This window comes from Burkholderiales bacterium, assembly GCA_035543335.1.
In the GTDB taxonomy this organism is placed as follows: Bacteria; Pseudomonadota; Gammaproteobacteria; order Burkholderiales; family JAHFRG01; genus JAHFRG01.
The window spans coordinates 1-17835 of the sequence record DASZZH010000028.1; the positions used below are offsets into that span (position 1 = coordinate 1).

11 protein-coding genes and 1 pseudogene are annotated in these 17835 nt (G+C 54.5%); all 12 read right to left on the bottom strand.

The window, feature by feature from the left end; all coding sequences use genetic code 11:
• Positions 1-319: 319 nt before the first annotated feature.
• Entirely contained in the window at positions 320-2611 is a 2292-nt protein-coding gene (locus tag VHE58_07290; protein HVS27084.1) for a hypothetical protein, read from the bottom strand.
• 3 nt (positions 2612-2614) lie between these two features.
• Positions 2615-3484, bottom strand: coding sequence for a glycosyltransferase family 2 protein (locus VHE58_07295; GenBank protein ID HVS27085.1), 870 nt, complete (start codon positions 3482-3484; stop codon positions 2615-2617).
• Positions 3481-7107: a glycosyltransferase gene (locus tag VHE58_07300; GenBank protein HVS27086.1), complete on the bottom strand. Its 3627-nt coding sequence runs from the start codon at positions 7105-7107 to the stop codon at positions 3481-3483. Before VHE58_07300 ends, VHE58_07295 begins: the two co-directional genes overlap by 4 nt.
• Positions 7108-7184: 77 nt before the next feature.
• Entirely contained in the window at positions 7185-7703 is a 519-nt protein-coding gene (locus tag VHE58_07305; GenBank protein HVS27087.1) for an acyltransferase, read from the bottom strand.
• A gap of 305 nt (positions 7704-8008) precedes the next feature.
• Positions 8009-8143 carry a hypothetical protein gene (locus VHE58_07310; GenBank protein HVS27088.1) on the bottom strand — a complete coding sequence of 45 codons (135 nt, stop codon included), beginning with the start codon at positions 8141-8143 and terminating at the stop codon, positions 8009-8011.
• A gap of 64 nt (positions 8144-8207) precedes the next feature.
• Positions 8208-9335: a Wzt carbohydrate-binding domain-containing protein gene (locus tag VHE58_07315; protein HVS27089.1), complete on the bottom strand. Its 1128-nt coding sequence runs from the start codon at positions 9333-9335 to the stop codon at positions 8208-8210.
• A 4-nt stretch (positions 9336-9339) separates the two neighbouring features.
• Complete coding sequence (locus tag VHE58_07320; protein HVS27090.1) at positions 9340-10719, bottom strand: ABC transporter ATP-binding protein; 1380 nt, start codon at positions 10717-10719, stop codon at positions 9340-9342.
• Between the two features lie 220 nt (positions 10720-10939).
• A pseudogene (locus VHE58_07325) lies at positions 10940-11248 on the bottom strand (IS1595 family transposase).
• Positions 11249-11435: 187 nt separating this feature from the next.
• Positions 11436-12572: a methyltransferase domain-containing protein gene (locus VHE58_07330; GenBank protein ID HVS27091.1), complete on the bottom strand. Its 1137-nt coding sequence runs from the start codon at positions 12570-12572 to the stop codon at positions 11436-11438.
• On the bottom strand, positions 12553-15375 hold the full coding sequence (locus tag VHE58_07335) for a glycosyltransferase (protein ID HVS27092.1): 2823 nt from the start codon (positions 15373-15375) through the stop codon (positions 12553-12555). The genes VHE58_07330 and VHE58_07335 overlap by 20 nt, the downstream gene beginning before the upstream one ends.
• Positions 15372-16796 carry an ABC transporter ATP-binding protein gene (locus VHE58_07340; protein HVS27093.1) on the bottom strand — a complete coding sequence of 475 codons (1425 nt, stop codon included), beginning with the start codon at positions 16794-16796 and terminating at the stop codon, positions 15372-15374. The genes VHE58_07335 and VHE58_07340 overlap by 4 nt, the downstream gene beginning before the upstream one ends.
• On the bottom strand, positions 16786-17637 hold the full coding sequence (locus tag VHE58_07345) for an ABC transporter permease (protein ID HVS27094.1): 852 nt from the start codon (positions 17635-17637) through the stop codon (positions 16786-16788). The genes VHE58_07340 and VHE58_07345 overlap by 11 nt, the downstream gene beginning before the upstream one ends.
• Positions 17638-17835: the final 198 nt, after the last annotated feature.

Sequence of the window (17835 nt, forward strand, 5' to 3'; positions counted from 1 at the left end):
GTAAGCGCCACCCCGCGTTCCTTTACCAGCTTCACTGCCTCAAGCTTGAACTCCCGGCTGAATTTCCGTCTTTCCATCGTACACCTCCATAGGTATCATCCTACCTTAACAAGGTGTCCGTGAAACCGGGGGCAGCCCAAACCATAGAACTAGACAGGAGGTAACAGTATCAACGAAAGCAGAAAGATGTGTTTGTTACGCGTTAGTTGCCTAACGAGAAAAAAGGTTAAGCCATAGGTGGTTAGAGCGCTAACTCCCATCAGCATAATTTGAATAAAGAGATTGGAGAAGATTGTAGCAATCATATTCAAACCCAAGCCTACTTGAAGCCTAAAACTTTGACTAATAGCTTAAGATCGCGAGTATCCATCCCAATAATCGTAGGCGTCCTATCGCTATCCTCCACAGACATGTTAAGCGAACTAACCCCACTGGGGACGCGTTGAGGTAGCGTTACCGATGTGCATTGGGTGACCTTCACGGATTTTTGGTTATCGCCAAAATATACAACTATCGGGTTTGCTTCCGTTCGAACTCTTCCCGGACACAATTCAAATTCAAGATTAATTTCGCGATCCCTATCGGAAAACAGCTTAATTTCAACGGATCGCCCTGAATTCCATAAATAAACATATCCCCCGCTAGCGTCGAACTCTAGTCCATATTCACCATTGATACTTATCACCCCTGCCAAAGATGAAGAAAGGGGAATAATTGAAGGAGTAGTTTTCTCTTGCCCTACGGTACTAAACCGACCATCACCAACGAGCACACAAGAAATCGCAGAAAGGCTACTCAATTTGTCAGGTAATTCGCTTGTACGGATAACCCCAACGCCCGGGAGTTTTACTTTGTAACCCAATCCCTCAAGTAAGTGCACTTTAAATTCCCGCGCCCCATGGCGGGGGTCAATCACTGCGACAGTTGCGCCAACTGGGCATGATGAAATCAGTTTCCCCGAAAAAATTGCTGCGTTGACCCGGCGGTACCCTCCATGATGCATGATGTAACCAGCGTAATCGGTGCCGTTCTTTGCATGCACAATTCGTGCGGCAGCAAAAAACAGATTGAGTGTGATCCACGCCACCAACACTGCCGCCGTTAAATTCCTCTCTATCTTGCCTTTGTAACTTAGGTTTTGCTCAGTCGATGCAAATTCTTCGGCAAGTATGATGCCAAGCCATAACGGTATCAAAATCGAAAAGTAAGTCGCCAGCTTGCCGGCGGCCCACGGATTACCAACTGAGATCAGGAAAGCGGCCCCGGCAACACCGGTCCCGACCATAGAAGCGATACCAACTTCTACCCAAAACCACGGTCTATTTTTGTACCGAACGAGATGGGAGATTCTGCGGGCTATGATGATGTCGAGCAAAACCGCGATTACAAAACCAACCGCTGAATATCCGTTATCTAAAAAATGACCAATTCCTGGCGGAACCGCAAGGCCCCAGATCCCGCGAATTGGATCTTTTAGCCAGCCAAAGTAGGCGGTCTTCCAGCCTAATGTCTTTTGCATGGCAAAACTTGCTTGCGATTGTGTGAACGTGAACAAATGCGCAAGAAGCGGCGAAAGCAGCAGTGCACCTCCTACACCGAGCCGGGTGAAGTACCCTACTGTTTCGGCACTTGGCGGCCTCCAGCGCCCGCCTTGATTCAAGCCCAACGCAAGAAGAATGAACAGCCCTGGCAAAAACGCTAACACAATCTCAGGGTATTGGAAAACAACAGCGGCAACGAGGATGGCGTTTATTTTCCAATCCATCACATGTAGAGAAGAAGCGTCAGTACCAATCGGTCTGGCTATCAACTGGCCGATGATAGCGACAAGAACAGGCAATGCAGCTATGTGAGAAAACGCTCGCAAATCCAGAACGAGCTGACCCCAAAAACCAAAACAGAACGCTAATGCCAGAGCAACGGCGAATGACTGCCGCAGTCCCACCATGACTAGGGCTGCCGCCAAAGTAAAACTGGCCACCATGTACAACATCACGGTGTAGACGTATTCAAATCCTATTGGCGGAATATTGAAAAAGGAAGAAAAAAACGCCAGAACAGCGGATGTCGTCCATCGGGCGGCGAGAAGTTCCTGAACCAATGATAAGGTTGGGCTGACAACTGCTAGTTGTTGCTTCGATGCGCCCAGAATCCAGTCGATGGGGTATTCCTTGAACGCATTAGCCACTGCGACATAATTAAACGTATCTGAACCGTTTCCCCGCAGGATCGCGTATTGCCACCCTCCGAGGATAAGAGGCAGGAACCCCATCACGGCCGCTATTAAAAAAGTGATCGCTGGCGTTATCCATACATTTCTTCGGAGGTTCGGGACAGAATAATCCCTAAATTGAACGGCAAGTACAAATAGCGCCAACAAGGAGAGGGCTACGCCAAGTGCCTTTGCATACAGGTCACTTAGCAAGTTAGCCAAAGTCGCAAAAGTGACGATGATTGAAATTAAGGCAAGACCGACTACCGGCGAAAGAAGCAACATTCTGCTATCTTGCGTTTGATTGTTTCTTTCCGTCACGCAAAGTACGGCAAGTCCCAAGACCCATAGAAAGGCAAAGCTCAGAAGAGCAACAAGAACAGAATAGGAAACAGACATACTCTAAGTTCTGATTAATAATTTCTTGAACCAGAGCAAAACAGTATTCCGATAACCATCAGATATCTGTCTGTTCCAATGAAAAGTAGCCCATAGAGACGATAGCAAGAGTCTACACACGAACCAGCTAGGGCGCTCACCCCTGTTTGTCTTGCTCTCCACCACCGCATGCGCATAATTAAACAACCACCGATCCGGCACCCGGCCGAACAGCCTCTTGAACATATCGTTGATTTCCCTGTGCACCTTCACTCTGGCACCCAGTGTTTTGGTTTCGGCGTACAGCCTGGAGCCGGCCAGTTTCTCTTCAAGGTAAGCAAAGCGCGCCCCGGTCTTGCCGAGCCGCAACCAGTATTCGTAGTCCATGCAGTAGATCAGCGATTCGTCGAGCAGGCCGTGTTTTTCCACTACCCGCCGCCGGAAGAACAGCGCCGGTTGGCAGATGAAGCAGGTTTCTTTCAGTCGCTCGAAGCTCCAGGGCTCGGTGGGGTAAGACTCGAAAGCGTGATCGTCCAGGTCGATGTGGTCGGCCATGCCATACACCACATCGATTTCGGGGTTAGCTTCGAAGAACGCCACAACGCGGGCGATGGCCCCGGGATAGTAGATGTCATCGGAGTTCAGCCAGCCGACGATCTCGCCCTCTGTGGCGCGGATGCCTTTGTTGACGGCATCAGTTTGCCCCTTGTCTTTCTCCGATACCCAACGCACCGGTGGGCTGAAACGTTTGAGTATTTCAACCGTGTTGTCTATGCTGCCGCCATCGAAGACCACGTGCTCGATTTCGGCACCCGTCTGGTTGGCCACGCTTTGCAGCGTTCGTTCAATGAATTGCCCCTGGTTAAAGGAAGGGGTGACGATGCTGACTTTCATGCTGAAACCTTCTCGGGGAACAATTCAATACATTCGCCATCGGCCCGCACGATGCCGCATCGCTGCAATATCGCCGAGAGCTCGCGTTGATCGTCACCATGTCCCGAACGTGCGGGAACGAAAGTGGGGGCAATCCTAACTTCGTAGCATCCCCCGGCAGGTTCCAACGGCAGCGACCACACTGCGCTGGCGCCACGGGCAAGTTCAAGCGGCACACCTTGAGGCTTTCCGCCACGGCTGGCTTGAACCGAGAGCCTGGACTGCGGCAGCCATTCTGGAGCGGAGAATTCAATCTCAAGGGTTTGTGCGCTTGCGGCGGGGGCAACTCGTATGTTCAGGGTGGGGCCGGCCCAGCCATCGGCATAGGCTCCGGTCAACAGGTTTTCGTGCTTTTCGTTGGCCAACGAGCACTGAAAGAGCTCCCAATACTCCCTTGCCATGCGCTCCGCGTCCGAGAACTCAGTGGCGCGTTGTTGTCCAGCTTGAATGAGCCGCGCGCGCAGCACCTCATCTTCCACCAAGGAGGCCATGGCTTGCGCGATTTGGGTGGGAATGCGCGGGTCGAAGAGTATGGCCGCATCGGCCGCCACTTCGGGAAGAGATGTGGTGTTGCTGCACGCCACCGGAACGCCTGCGGCCATGGCCTCGATAACCGGCAAACCGAAACCTTCATAAAGCGAGGGGAACACCACGCCACTGCAATTGGCCATCAATGCTGCCAACTCTGCGTTGGGCAGATACCCGGGAAAGAGGACTCGATCGGCCAGGTTCATGTTGCGGGCTGCACTCATCAGCCACTCTTGCCGCGCCCCCGGCGCACCGGTGCAGACCAGCTTGATATCCGCCGCCAATCCCTCATGACAAGCCATACCGAAGGCGGTAAGGAGCATTTCGTGGTTCTTGTGCTTCCAAAAATTGGCGGGATAGATCAGGTATTGCTGCGGGGTGAGGCCAAGGCGGCTCAATACGGCCTTATCGTGCTCGGCTCTAGGCGAGATACGTTGCGCCATGCGAAGGTGGATGGTGCGTATGCGCGCCGGGTCAAGGCTACCGTGGGCAACGGCGGAATCCCGCGAGTAATCTGAAATCGCGGTTAGGGAACTTGCTCGGCGGCAAGCTTCGATGAAGATGCGGTCGCGGTGAGCCACATCCTCTGCGGCAAAGAACTCCGGATAGGTTTTGTACTGCAGATCGTAAATCGTGCAGACAGTCGGAATTCCCGGTTCGAAATAGGTGGGAGCGGTAAAGGGGCAGAAGAGCAGATCGGCGCCCATGTCGCGCAACAGCGCGCCGGAACCGCTACGCTTCAGCGCCGCGTTCAAGCTGTAACCCAGGCGGCTAACGGCGCTCCTCAGCCTGGTGGGCAAATGGGGTAGCACACGGGAGGCCAGGCCCAGCAGAAGCGGCCGAAGGGAGTTCGTTACTACGGGACCGACGACCATAAGGCGCCGCATGTTCGTGCGTTCCAATGCAGCCAGTTCTTCGTGCGAGGCGGCTTGCGTGAGCAGCACGAATTGGGTCTGGGGCGCCATTTCGGCCAACCGGCGCAGCAATTCGAGTACGAAAATCTTCGCACCCCCGTTCTCCCCGCCGGGGAGAACGGGGGTTAAATCCACAGCGATGGTCCTGAGCGATTTATTCATTCCAAAATTCGGTGTTCCAAACTGTTCTGCCAATTTCTTCACTTCGGGCCAACTTGCAAATCTAGTCAGCCAACGGAACGCCGGGCGGGAGAACAAAGCGCGCAAATCTTCCGTCAGCGCCTCGATCTGCTCGCTCCGCGCCGCACGATCGGTCTCCGATTCCTTCAGCATCCCCGTCAGCGACTCGATCTGCTCCCCGCGCGCCACACGGTCAGACTCCGATTCCTTCAGCATCCCCGTCAGCGCCTCGATCTGCTTGGCGCGTTCGGCTCGATCGGCCTCCGATGTCTTCAGCATCACCGATAGCGATTCGATCTGCTCCCCGCGCGCCGCTCGGTCAGACTCCGATTCCTTCAGCATCCCCGTCAGCGCCTCGATCTGCTCAGCGCGCTTGGCCCGGTCCGTCTCCGATTCCTTCAGCAACACCGACAGCGACTCGATCTGCTTAGCGCGCTTGGCTCGGTCTGCCTCGGATTCTTTGAGCATTGCCGTGAGCGATGCAATCTGCTTGGCGCGTTCGGCTCGGTCTGCCTCGGATTCTTTGAGCATTGCCGTGAGCGATGCAATCTGCTTGGCGCGTTCGGCTCGATCGGCCTCCGATGTCTTCAGCATCACCGATAGCGATTCGATCTGCTTGGCGCGTTCGGCTCGATCGGCCTCCGATGTCTTCAGCATCACCGATAGCGATTCGATCTGCTCGCTCCGCGCCGCACGATCGGTCTCCGATTCCTTCAGCATCACCGACAGCGATTCGATCTGCTCACCCCGCGCCGCACGATCGGTCTCCGATTCCTTCAGCATCACCGACAGCGATTCGATCTGCTCGCTCCGCGCCGCACGGTCCGACTCCGATTCTTTCAGCATCACCGTCAGCGACTCGATCTGCTCGCTCCGCGCCGCACGGTCCGTCTCCGACTCCTTCAACATCACCGTCAGCGCCTCGATCTGCTTGGCGCGCTTGGCTCGGTCGGCCTCGGATTCTTTGAGCATTGCCGTGAGCGATGCAATCTGCTTGGCGCGCTCGGCCCGGTCCGACTCCGACTCCTTCAACATCACCGTCAGCGACTCGATCTGCTCGCTCCGCGCTGCACGGTCCGCCTCCGACTCTCGAAGCATCGCCGTCAGTGACTCGATCTGCTCGCCCCGCGCCACTCGATCGATCTCCGACTCTTCACACTTCCGAGCTAAATTTAGCTCGCGTTCGCGCAAATCGAGCATCGCCAAAGCAAGGCGCCCGTTTGGAGTTGCTAGTAGCGCCGATTCAATTTCCTCGGGCTTATGGGCCTTGAGCGGCGCCCGGCTGACCGCAAAAAACATGTCGTAGTGGGCGAAAATGGCGGGCTCGAAACGAATATGTTCGGCGCCGAGCCGCCGGAAGAACTCCGTCACCGACCGCTCGCTGAAGAGGTAAAGGTGCTCATCCGACTTCAGTTGATCCAAGAATGTGTGCTTCGACTTGACCAGTCCCTTGTGGCGCATTCCTTCCTTGAACTGCGGGGTCTGGATCAACAACAAACCTTTCGGCTTGAGCAGTTCCAGGCAGTGGCGCATCGTTGCCGTCGGGTCTGGCAAATGTTCCAGCACATCCATGAGGGCGATGACATTCAGACTGGCGGGGGCCACATCGAGGGATTCGACCGGGCCGGTGCGCACCGGAATGCCAAAAATTTCCTGTCCGAAGGCAACCACCCACGGACTCATCTCGACGCCTGCAGCCTGATAACCCGCCTGCCGCATCAAGGCGATAAAGCTGCCGTGGGCGCAGCCGGGTTCCAGCACATCCGCCGGCGGCAAACGGTACTTCAACAGCGCCTTTAGCCAGTGCAGGTTGCGCTCAGTCAGGTCGTTGCGAGCACGGTTGTAGATGTCGGGGAAGCCAAGGTCCTGCTTCTGATGACCAAGCCAATATTGCTTTCCATAAAAATCATGCTTATCGTCATTGACCAGCAATTCAGTGCTAGATAACCCTTTTTGCGACACCAGCGTTCCACAGACCCGGCATTCGCCGTACTCAGGGCCAAAGGGCTGCAAATCGGTGTTGCCACACCAACAGATACTCAACGCTCGGACTCCTCAATCTTCCTAATGACGCGCGCCGGGTTACCCGCAACTACATGCCAAGCAGGGACATCGTGTGTCACCACCGAACCAGCACCCACGATCGCCCCTTCACCTACGGTAACCCCCTTCAAGATGATTGATCGCGCCCCGATCCAGGCGCCACGTCTAATTGTTACGCCTCTGATCGGAATGACACTCCAATCTACATTCCCTTTCCGAAAATCTTGTAGGTCTTTTCGTCTAACGCTCAACTTTGTGCTGTGACCATCGGTATCCGAGATCACGACGTGATATGAAATCAGAACATCATCCTCAATGGTTATTGAGCCCGCACAATCAACAACAGTTGATCCGCCTATGCAGACATTATCCCCAATATAGATTTGGCTTGTTTCGTTTTCACAAACAACACAGCCTTCGATGAGACAATCGTTTCCAACAACGATTGATCCCCCTTCCATACGCACCTCCAGGGTACCTCGGACTTCAGTATTGGCACCGATACTCTTGCTCACGACACACTCTCAATACATTGGGCAAAGTTAAACTCAAAATTTCCTGACAAACCCGCCACACCATCACCGCATCAAGATAAAGGATGCGGCCATCGATCTAATTAATCCTGATAATCCGCATATTCCCATGCGCGCCAGTGACTGAGGGGCGGGATGTGGGGATAGAGTTCGGCGACGCGATCATAAGCTCGCAGAACCTGCTCGGTAGTATAAAGCCGAGTAATATGCTTGTGCCAAGCGTTCGTGCTTACAGCCCTGTCTCTATACACGTATGCCGCATTTGCCGCGCTCGGAAAACCATCGAATTACCAATCCAAATCACGCTCATAACCGGTTGCAACGAGCAAGCCGCCATAACGATTCTTGAATGCCTCTTTGACACGCTTGCTGAAGTAGTTCTGCCAGTCGCCAGCCACGCCTTTGCGTTCATGGGCCTGCACATTCTCATTTCCCCGTGCGCGCCCGGCTGTCACTTTTTCAAATCGATTAGCTATGACCGCCTGCCTAAGACGCGCGCGCGACCGGTAGCTGGCAGCGGTCTAACAGCACCGCCTCCAGGATCGCCAAATCGTGCTCAAGCAGATCCTCATAGCGAATCAAAGGCTCATCTGCTTCAAGCCAAGAAGTTTGGATGTCAGCACATGGAGGTAACCACTCTTCAATCATATATAGCATGCCATCTTCTTGGCTAAGCGATTGAAGCACTGTGCGCAGATGTGGAGGTCCGCTTTCAAGGGCCGGATGGCTGATTTTCATGCTGAAGTATGCCGAAACCAGAGTGTCGCGCAGATCGCGAATGACAACGAAGCGGCGCGTATTCGGCGGCAAATGCGTGCGATCAAACTGCGCTTTGGTAACGTACACAGTCGGATACACTTTCCCAAGCTGAATTGGCGAAGTCAAGAATTGGGTTTGATTCAGCCGCGGTGTCACTACGAGATCGGGTACGCACTCGTTGAGTATTCGATGAATCCACTGCGAGCCCGCCTTCCAGTGGGTAACGTGAATAATTGTCGTCTTTTTCTCCTCAGCACTCTCACGTTTCCGATGCTGCACTGATGAACCAACTGTGGAGGGTATCACTGTGAGTTGGGCATGGCCCTGGAGATTAGCAACTCCATGATGACGCAATTTACCTTGCTCATCGAACTGCACTATAAACGATGCTACATCGACAACCCGACAATGCACCAGTGGGGCAAACTGTTCATGGCCGATCGCGCCGGAAGAGTAGTTTTGGTATGAAACCTCATCGGTCGACGCGAATCCCACTGTGAACCAGTAGTAACCGGGGCCTACATCTAGGTGGATTACCTGATGGTAGCGCAGACGCTGCCCCGACTCAGCCGATCGCGGCAATTCAACATCGTACTGAAAGCTATTCTTGCCGTGGATCACAAGGCCGCTGCTGTTGTGGAACTCAAGCCCACCACACGGAACCCCGATCTTGTCGAGTATCTCGAACTCATAAAAGAAATGTGCCGCCTGGCCTTGGTAAAAAGATCGAAGTGGGTTGCCTTCAGCATCGCAGATCGCAACGCTGGTGCAGCGCGCCCGGCCATCGGTTACCTCCTCTACCATGGCAATGTCTAGAAAAGCTTCCGGGACGGGCCAGAGTCGTTCAATTGTCATAATCCTAACTGCGTGTCTTATTAAGTATCAGAGGATATCCCGAATTTTGTGCAAGTGCGGCCATCTTCATCTTCCCCGGAAGGTTGGCAATCCCATGATGCGTTAGCACTGAAACCCCATTTTTCACTGCCAGCCCAACAGAAAAGGAGCCAACTTTGGCAATATGGCATATGCGAATGAAGCAAGACGACGTTTCTTCGTGCGAAATGGATTCCCGATTTTTCCAATCTATCATCGATACAGATGCCAAGCCGACCTCAAAAACGTACTGTCCAGGTCCCAAATCTAATTCTACTTCCTGCCAGCACGCCACTTTGGTACCCGGCCCCAAGCTTGCTGGAACATCGTCACCGTATTGCCAACTGTGTTTTCCGTGAACGATGACACCGCGTTCATTCGAAATGACAATGCCGCAGATGGGCACACCGATATCCTCATTCAGCTCGAACTCATAGTAGAAGAGCGCCGTATCGCCCTGTCGAAAAACATTGCACGAATCGCCACTGGCATTGCACAAGGCAATGCCAGTGCAACGCGCTTGGCCGTTGCTCACTTGAGATTTGCCCGACAGATCGAGAAAGGCTTCGGCAGGAGGACGTTCGATAACGGGCCTGATCGGAGTTTGCCGTGGCTCATTCACCGGAACACGCACTTGAGATGGGACTTTGCTACTCTCCGCTTGATGCAACAGGTAATAGTGCTTGGTAGCTTCGGACGCCGGTCCGCTGAATCGCGACACACCATGATCCAGCAAGATGGCCCTTTCACAGTATTGTTCGATGTCCGGCATCGAATGGGAGACAAGCAGAATCGCTGCTCCCGATTTTCGTAGCTGCTCCAAACGGGTGTAGCACTTCTGCCGAAAAAAAACATCCCCCACCGCCAGAGCCTCGTCAATCAGGACAATAGACGCATCAACATGCGCCTGAACAGCAAAGGCAAGACGCACGAACATGCCGCTGGAGTAGGTCTTGACGGGCTGATCAATGAACTCGCCAATGTCGGCAAATTCAACAATCTTGCCGTACCGCGACTCGATTTCTTTTTGGCTGAGCCCGAGAATCTGTCCATTCAAAAAGACATTTTCGCGCCCAGTAAAATCCGGGTTGAAGCCGCTTCCAAGTTCCAGCAGCGCGGCGACGCGGCCGTTAATATTTACCTCACCGCTCGTCGGCGCCAGGGTTCCAGCCAGAATTTGTAGCAACGTGCTCTTGCCACTGCCGTTGCGGCCGATGATGCCGACGGTTTCGCCCTTTTTGATTTCAAACGATACGTCTTTGAGTGCCCAGAACTCGCGGAAGTATTGCTTGGATGCTTGCCCGGTCAGGCGTTGGAGGCGGGGCGCAACAAACTGCTTGAGCCGATCACGCGGGGCATCATACATCTGGTAGCACTTGCTGAGGTTGCTTACTCGGATGGCGGTGTTATCGGCAGAGCTGGTCGCTAACTGCGCCCCCTCACCCCAACCCTCTCCCGCGAGGGGAGAGGGGGCTTTATTAATGTTAGAGGACATCGGCAAAGCCCTTTCTGGTTTTTTGGAACCAGGCGTAGCCTGCCCAGGCCACGGCAGTAGCCGCCAAGGTGGCGCTTGAGTTCCATGGGGCGGAGACGTTATTCTTGGCCTGGGTCATCAGGTGCATGGCGAGGAACCAGCGCGTGAGCGGCAGCTTGGTGGCCTCAAAGATCGTTCCAGCCGTGACCGTGGTTTGGTGCCGGCAGCGGTGGCACTGCCAGTACGACCGCTTCTCACGGACGAAGGTGCTATGGCGTTCATCTCCGCAGCACGGACAGCGGAACCGTTCCGGCCAGCGCGAGGCGACCAGCGCCGCGTGGCACTTCTCCTCGGTTCCGTACCGCTCCATGAACTTCACCATCGAAAGACCCTTCTGAAACTGCACTTGGTTAATCGACATTTCGCATCTCCTCAGCAAAGATGCGCTCATTTTTACACCCCTACAGGCTCATTACGTGAACCTGCTGAAGTAGGGGGCTAATCAAGAATAATTTTGCAAGAGGCTCATTCCTAAACTTCCAACATTCCTAAATTATTTACCGGCAACACAGGCAACAATCGCCGCACACCCATGCGCATTCATTGCCTCAAGATAATTGTTTGACCATATGGAAACGGTAGCCCGCCGCCAGTTCGGTCACCCCCTCCGGCGGATAGGCAATCATCTCCTTGTTGCGCCCCAACTCGAAAAAAAATCCTTCCAGGGTCATGGCTTTCAGACGGGCCGCCTCGGCTGGAGAAACCAGCTCAAACGTCCGGCGCAGCAGCCATTCCAGGCTGAACTCCGGACGCTGGTGGGCTTCGGCAACCGCGTATTCCAGGGCCAGTCCGGCCTTCTCCGCCACCACGCCCAAGCCATAAGGGGTAAAGTTAAAATAGTGGTGCGGCGCTAGGTGCAGCGGCTGAAGAAAAGGCGCATCCCCGAATATCCGGCCGCCGGGCTTGAGCACACGCGCGCCCTCCGCCAGAAGGGCCACGGGATCGGAAACATGCTCCAGGACGCTATCGAGAATGACCAGATCGAAGGTTACATCCGCAAAAGGCAGCCGGGTATCATGCGGATCAGTGATCAGCGTCGCGGTGGGCGTGGGATAGACATCCTGCGTCACCATGTTGTCGAAAACCCTGTCGCGCAGGCCGCAGCCGATATCGAGCGCGAGCGCGCCCGGTCGTTCCAGAATCTCCAGAATATCCGGGTGATAGTTGCCGATGCGGGTATTGTCGAACTGCAGCGGCATATCCCGGGGCGCAATCACGCCGCTGGCAAGCCGCCTGACCTGATCGCTCTCCGCTATCCCCTTGCCGTTGACCGGATCGCGGTACAGGTTTTGGGTCAACTCGATGGCAGCATGCGTAGCGAAGGGTAGCGCCGGCAATTTGATGGAGGGCAGATCGAAGCGCAGATGGGCGAAAACAACCCCATCCCGCTTCAAGGCCACGGCAAGCTGGCGCTCTCCCCGAGGGTCGGGCGTCAGCAAGTGCAGGGCGACGCCATAGGCCAGATCGGGTGTTTTACCCAGCGCCTGACACACGTCCGGACGCTCGGACAGGACGCAATAGGCATCGCGCCAGCCGGATTCGACCGCCATTTCGCCCCGCGGCCAGTCGGCCAGCCACCCTTCGATGCAGACCCAGTTGGCGGCACGCAGCTCGGCGCGGTCAACATGCAGCCTAAGAGGCGCATTCACGCCGATCCGGATGTTTTCAACAGCAATAGCAGACATCGCTTCCTCTTTTCTGGCGTGATGCCCGTGCTAAGCCTTGGGTGGAGGGCTGACGGTGAATCACCCTCCTGCCGATATGCGGGTTGAATTCCATGGGCAGTCTGATTTCCCACTTGGTGCTGTAGATGGTCAGGTTCGGGTTGTAGTAGGGATCTCCCTGATCCAGGAATTTGCGCCATTTCTTGGTGAACAAGGCCGAATCTTCTGGATGAGGATCATTCTTGCCCCGGGTATAGGATTCATGGTGAATCAAGGATGCATGGGGGCAGAACAGGATGCGGTAGCCCGCTTCCAGGGTTCTCAGGCACAGATCCACGTCACCGAAACCCACCGCGATGGCCTCGTCGAAACCGCCGATGCGTTCAAAGGCGTCACGCCGCATCAAGGCACACGCGGCGGTTACGGCGGAAACCTCGTGGTTGGCAATCAAAGTCCCGTGATAGCCGGGGTGGATGCCGCCGTTGGGGAGCCGGGCGTCCATGAACTTCGCGTAGTGTTCCGCGATTCCACCCATGCCCACGCAAACACCCGCATGCTGGAATGTCCTTCCGTCCGGATAGAACAGTTTCGCCCCCACCATCCCCACATCCGGTTTCTGGCACAGTTCCATCATCCGTTCCAGCCAGCCTGTTTCGGTCGTCTCGATATCGTTGTTGCAGAACAGATAATGGGTATATTCCCCATCCAGCTGCGCCACTGCCCAATTGTTGATGGACGAGAAATTGAACGGCCCCTCGTACCTCAACAGTCGATGCCTGTCACTCAGCTGGCGGAAATATGCCAGCGATTCCGGATCGGTGGAAGCATGGTCAATGACCACGATATCGTAGGGCACCCCGCTCACGGTGCATTCAATGCTTTCCACGCACTGCCGCACCAGTTCCCTGTGATTCTTGGTCGGAATGATGATGGCCACACGCTGGCCGGGCTCAATCGGGTAACGCACTTCGTAATAGTTGAACAGCAAGCCATCCCTGACCTCCCCCCGCTCGCCGCAACGCTCCAGATGCCGCGCCAGCGCCTGGCGGGAAGTCTCCATCACCTCCCCTTTCATCTTGTGGCCGGTTGAACTCTTGCGCTGCCGCCACAGGTAAAGGATCTCTGGGATATGCACGATAGCGCGCGCTTTCTCGCTCGCCCGCAAAATCAGGTCGTAATCCTGGGAAATGGACAGGGAAGCGTCCATACCGCCGATTTCCCGCAGCAAATCTGTTCTGAAGGCTACAAGGTGCACGATGTAAGGGCAGGAGCGCAGCCGCTCCGGAGAAAAGGCTGGGCGATAGACGTGATTGATGACTTCCACGCCATCTTCCGACAGTATCGCCTCATCGGAATAGATCATGTCTGGATCGTCGGCCAGAATGCTTTCCGCCAGGCGGAATAAGGCCTGCTTCTCCAGCACGTCGTCATGGTCCAGCAGCGCCACGAACGCCCCCCTTGCCATGGCCAGGGCACGATTGGTCGCGCGCGCAATGCCGCCATTGCGCTCACCGAATTCCACCCGTATGCGGCTATCCCTGGCGGAGAATTCCTCCAGGATGCGGCGTACCTGGGGTTGGGGAGACGCATCGTCGACGGCGCACAGCTCCCAGTCGGGATAAAGCTGAGCCAGAACCGACTCGATCGTCTTCCTCAACACCCCCTCAGGCGTGTTGTAGACCGGCATCAGGATGGAAATCAGCGGACGTCCTTCCATCCCTCCGATACGCTCCCGGATGTCCGCCTCGACATCGGGCGTGAATGTCTGCCGGTACTGGAGCCAAACATCGTTGAAGCTGACTTCGATCGGAAGCTGAAGCAACAGCTGCTTGACCGCCAACATCCCGCCCCGATCCCACGCGTAGCGCATGCGGATCACCGTGGATGGGATCTTGCGCGGGTCATGCCATAGGGGTGCAAGACATGCGATCAGTTTGCGGACTCGCCGGATGCAGTAGTCTACCCAGCGTATCGGCGCGGACATCTTCCAGCTGGTGGAACTCAGGATGCGCTCGATCTGTCCGTCGCGCTCGGCTACGGCCTGGTTGAGGCTGGCGATCTGCCCGTCGCGCTCGACTACGGCCTGGTTGAGGCTGGCAGCGTGCTGCTTTAGTTCGTTTAACTCAAAACGTTCCAATTGCCGTGAGCCGAGCGCGGCAAAGTAATTTATCAATCTTTGCTTTTCGGGTGAGCTGGGTTGAAGCCATTCCAGCTTTTTATTATCTGGCGCGTTATTCAGTTGCAACACCCCAAGCCCGTGAGAATGCACAAACTCTAGATTATTCGGATAGCGAGCTTGTAGCGCTCCCCAGAGTTTCCACACGCCGAAATTGCGCTCTCGAACATTGGTGTCATGAAACATGACAACAGCGCCGGGTGCAAGTTTGGGCAGCCATGTTTCAAAATCATGGGAGACGGCTTCGTAAGTGTGCAATCCATCAATGTGCAGCAATTCTATCGATTCATCCGTAAAATACGATAGTGCATCACCAAAAGTCATCCGCAACAAACGAGAAAAATCCGCATAGTGTTCCTGATTATGCGCATTAACTTTAGCGAAAATCTCATCCGTATATTGACCGGCATGCTCATCGCCCTGCCATGTGTCAACGGCATAACATTTTGATGAAATGCCAGCCTCGACAACTGATTGGCAGAATGAGAAATAAGAATTGCCAGTATGTGTGCCAAGTTCGACAAAAATCTTTGGTGAGATCTCTTGCATCACCCAAGCCGAAAAGGGCAAATGCCCAACCCAAGCATTCGGAAATTGAAGCAAATTCGGGGTAAATGATGCTGCTGTAATTAAACTGTTTGCGATCATGTCATCGTTTCTAAAGTTTGTAGCTTTACTTCGAGCATTGGAATGCCTATCAGACCGGATGCAACACTGCTCGATTCTGATTTAAACAAAACGGCATCGTGTATCCAATGGTGCTGCTCGTGTAGTTCTTGGGTGCCGTTGGCTATGGCAATCGTGATGCTGTATTCGCCAGAGGGAAGCAGCGGCATATAAAAAACAAAGTCTGCTTGAAGCTCTTTTCCTTCCTCACAAATAAAGGGCTGTTCTCTGTAAGTTAAGAACGTGTTGTCCCCAAACAAAGCTTGCCCTAGACGATCTTTGACAAAAAAGCCGACGATAGGGGAATCGAGATCTTTATATGTGTGAACAATCACCCGCAGCGTGACTTTTTCTCCGCCTACAATCCAAGCAAGTGGATGTTCGTTTTCATCCAGAAGACGAACATCGTGAATTTGCGCCCCACCCTTTCCAAAGGACGCTGCGTCTGGGTCGAATTTAAATATCTGCAAATCATTGCGCAAATTACTGGTGTTAATGAACTCCAGCCGCTGATCTTTAATTGGAGGTGAATCGTCTGGTTTCTTGAATGCTCTGAGCTTGGTTGTGCTGCTCTTGCCTTGCTGTGCTTCGTAAAATGCCTCAAGGTAAAGTTCACACACCTCCTTGGGCGCGCCTTCCTGTAACACCTGCCCCTTCTCAAGCCACACGGCATAGTTGCACAGATTTTTAATGCTGCCTGTGTCATGACTCACAAACAGCACTGTTCCGGTTTTCATAAAGTTGCGCAAAAAACGCATGCACTTTTGGGTAAAGAACGCATCCCCCACTGCCAGCGCTTCATCAATCACCAATATATCCGCATCTACATGCGCAATGACGGCAAACGCCAATCGCACCATCATGCCGCTGGAGTAGGTCTTAACCGGCTGTTCAATGAAGTCACCAATATCCGCGAACGCCTCTATGTCGGCAAATCTAGCGTCGGTCTGCCGGCGAGACAGCCCCAATACACCTGCATTCATGAAAACGTTTTCCCGCCCAGTGAACTCAGAATTAAAGCCAGACCCGAGTTCGAGCAACGCGGCAACGCGGCCGTTTACCTCAATATGGCCTGCACTGGGGTGAAGCGTGCCGCAGATGATTTGCAGCAGGGTGGACTTGCCCGAGCCGTTGCGCCCGATGATGCCAACCGTCTCGCTCTTCTTCACTTCAAAAGAGACATCTTTGAGCGCCCAGAACTCGCGGAAGTATTGCTTGGATGCTTGCCCGGTCAGGCGTTGGAGCCGGGGCGCAACAAACTGCTTGAGGCGATCACGCGGTGCATCGTAAAGGTGGTAGCACTTGCTGAGGTTGCTTACACGGATAGCAATATTGTCCGTAGCAGTCTTCACTCCCGGCCCCTCTCCTAGGGGAGGAGTAGAATTGTTCTGGTTAGAGGACATCGGCAAACCCCTTTCTGGTTTTTTGGAACCAGGCGTAGCCTGCCCAGGCTACGGCAGTAGCCGCCAAGGTGTAGATAGCCAAACCAGACCATTCGGGCAGGTGGCCCCAGATAAGCACCTCACGCGCTTGCTCGATGATGAAGGTGAGCGGGTTGGCCATGATGAGAGGGCGGTATTTCTCCGGCAGGGCGGTAACGGGGAAAAACACGGGGGATAGAAACAACATCACAGTTGTGACGATGCCGATGGTTTGGCTAATATCGCGGATGAATACACCCAGCGAGGCAAAGATCCAGGCCAGGCCGAGGGTGAGGATTACCAGCGGCAGCAGCACTAGCGGGGTGAAGATGGCCGTCCAGTGCAGGTAGCCGTTGAAGATGACAAAGGCGATGAGCAGCACCAGCAGGCTGACCAGGCTGTGGAACAGCGCCGTACCCATGCTTATGGCGGGCAAGATCTCCAGCGGGAAGACGACTTTTTTGACGTAGTTGACATTGCCTAGAATCAGGACGGGGGCGCGGTTGAGCACTTCGGCAAACAGGCCGTGCACGATCATGCCGACAAAGAGCACCACGGCAAACTGGGTCTTGGTTTCCTCCTCACCCACTCCCCAGCGGGCTTTGAACACGACCGAGAAAACGAAGGTGAACACCACCAGCATGAACACAGGGTTGAGAAAAGACCATAACAGGCCCATCAGAGAGCCCTTGTAGCGCCCGACCACTTCGCGGCGGGTCATTTGCCAAATCAAACCGCGGTTGCGCCAGAGACTTTTGGCCAGTGCCACGAGGGATGTAGGTTGGGCGGCGTGGGGGTTGATCGCTGTTGGGGTGTGGGTCATGCGAAGTGCTCCGCTATTGCCAATGGTTTGGCTTGTTGGTCATTCCATGGCCCCGATAGACATATAAATATATACTTGCAATCTTTACAAAACAAGCTGTTAAAGCTTTTACCCTGCATGCGAAAGGTGGTTTTCAAGCCGCTGTCGGCGGCCTTGCGCAGCCGATTTTCAAATTCTCAACACATGGGCGTCGAGCGC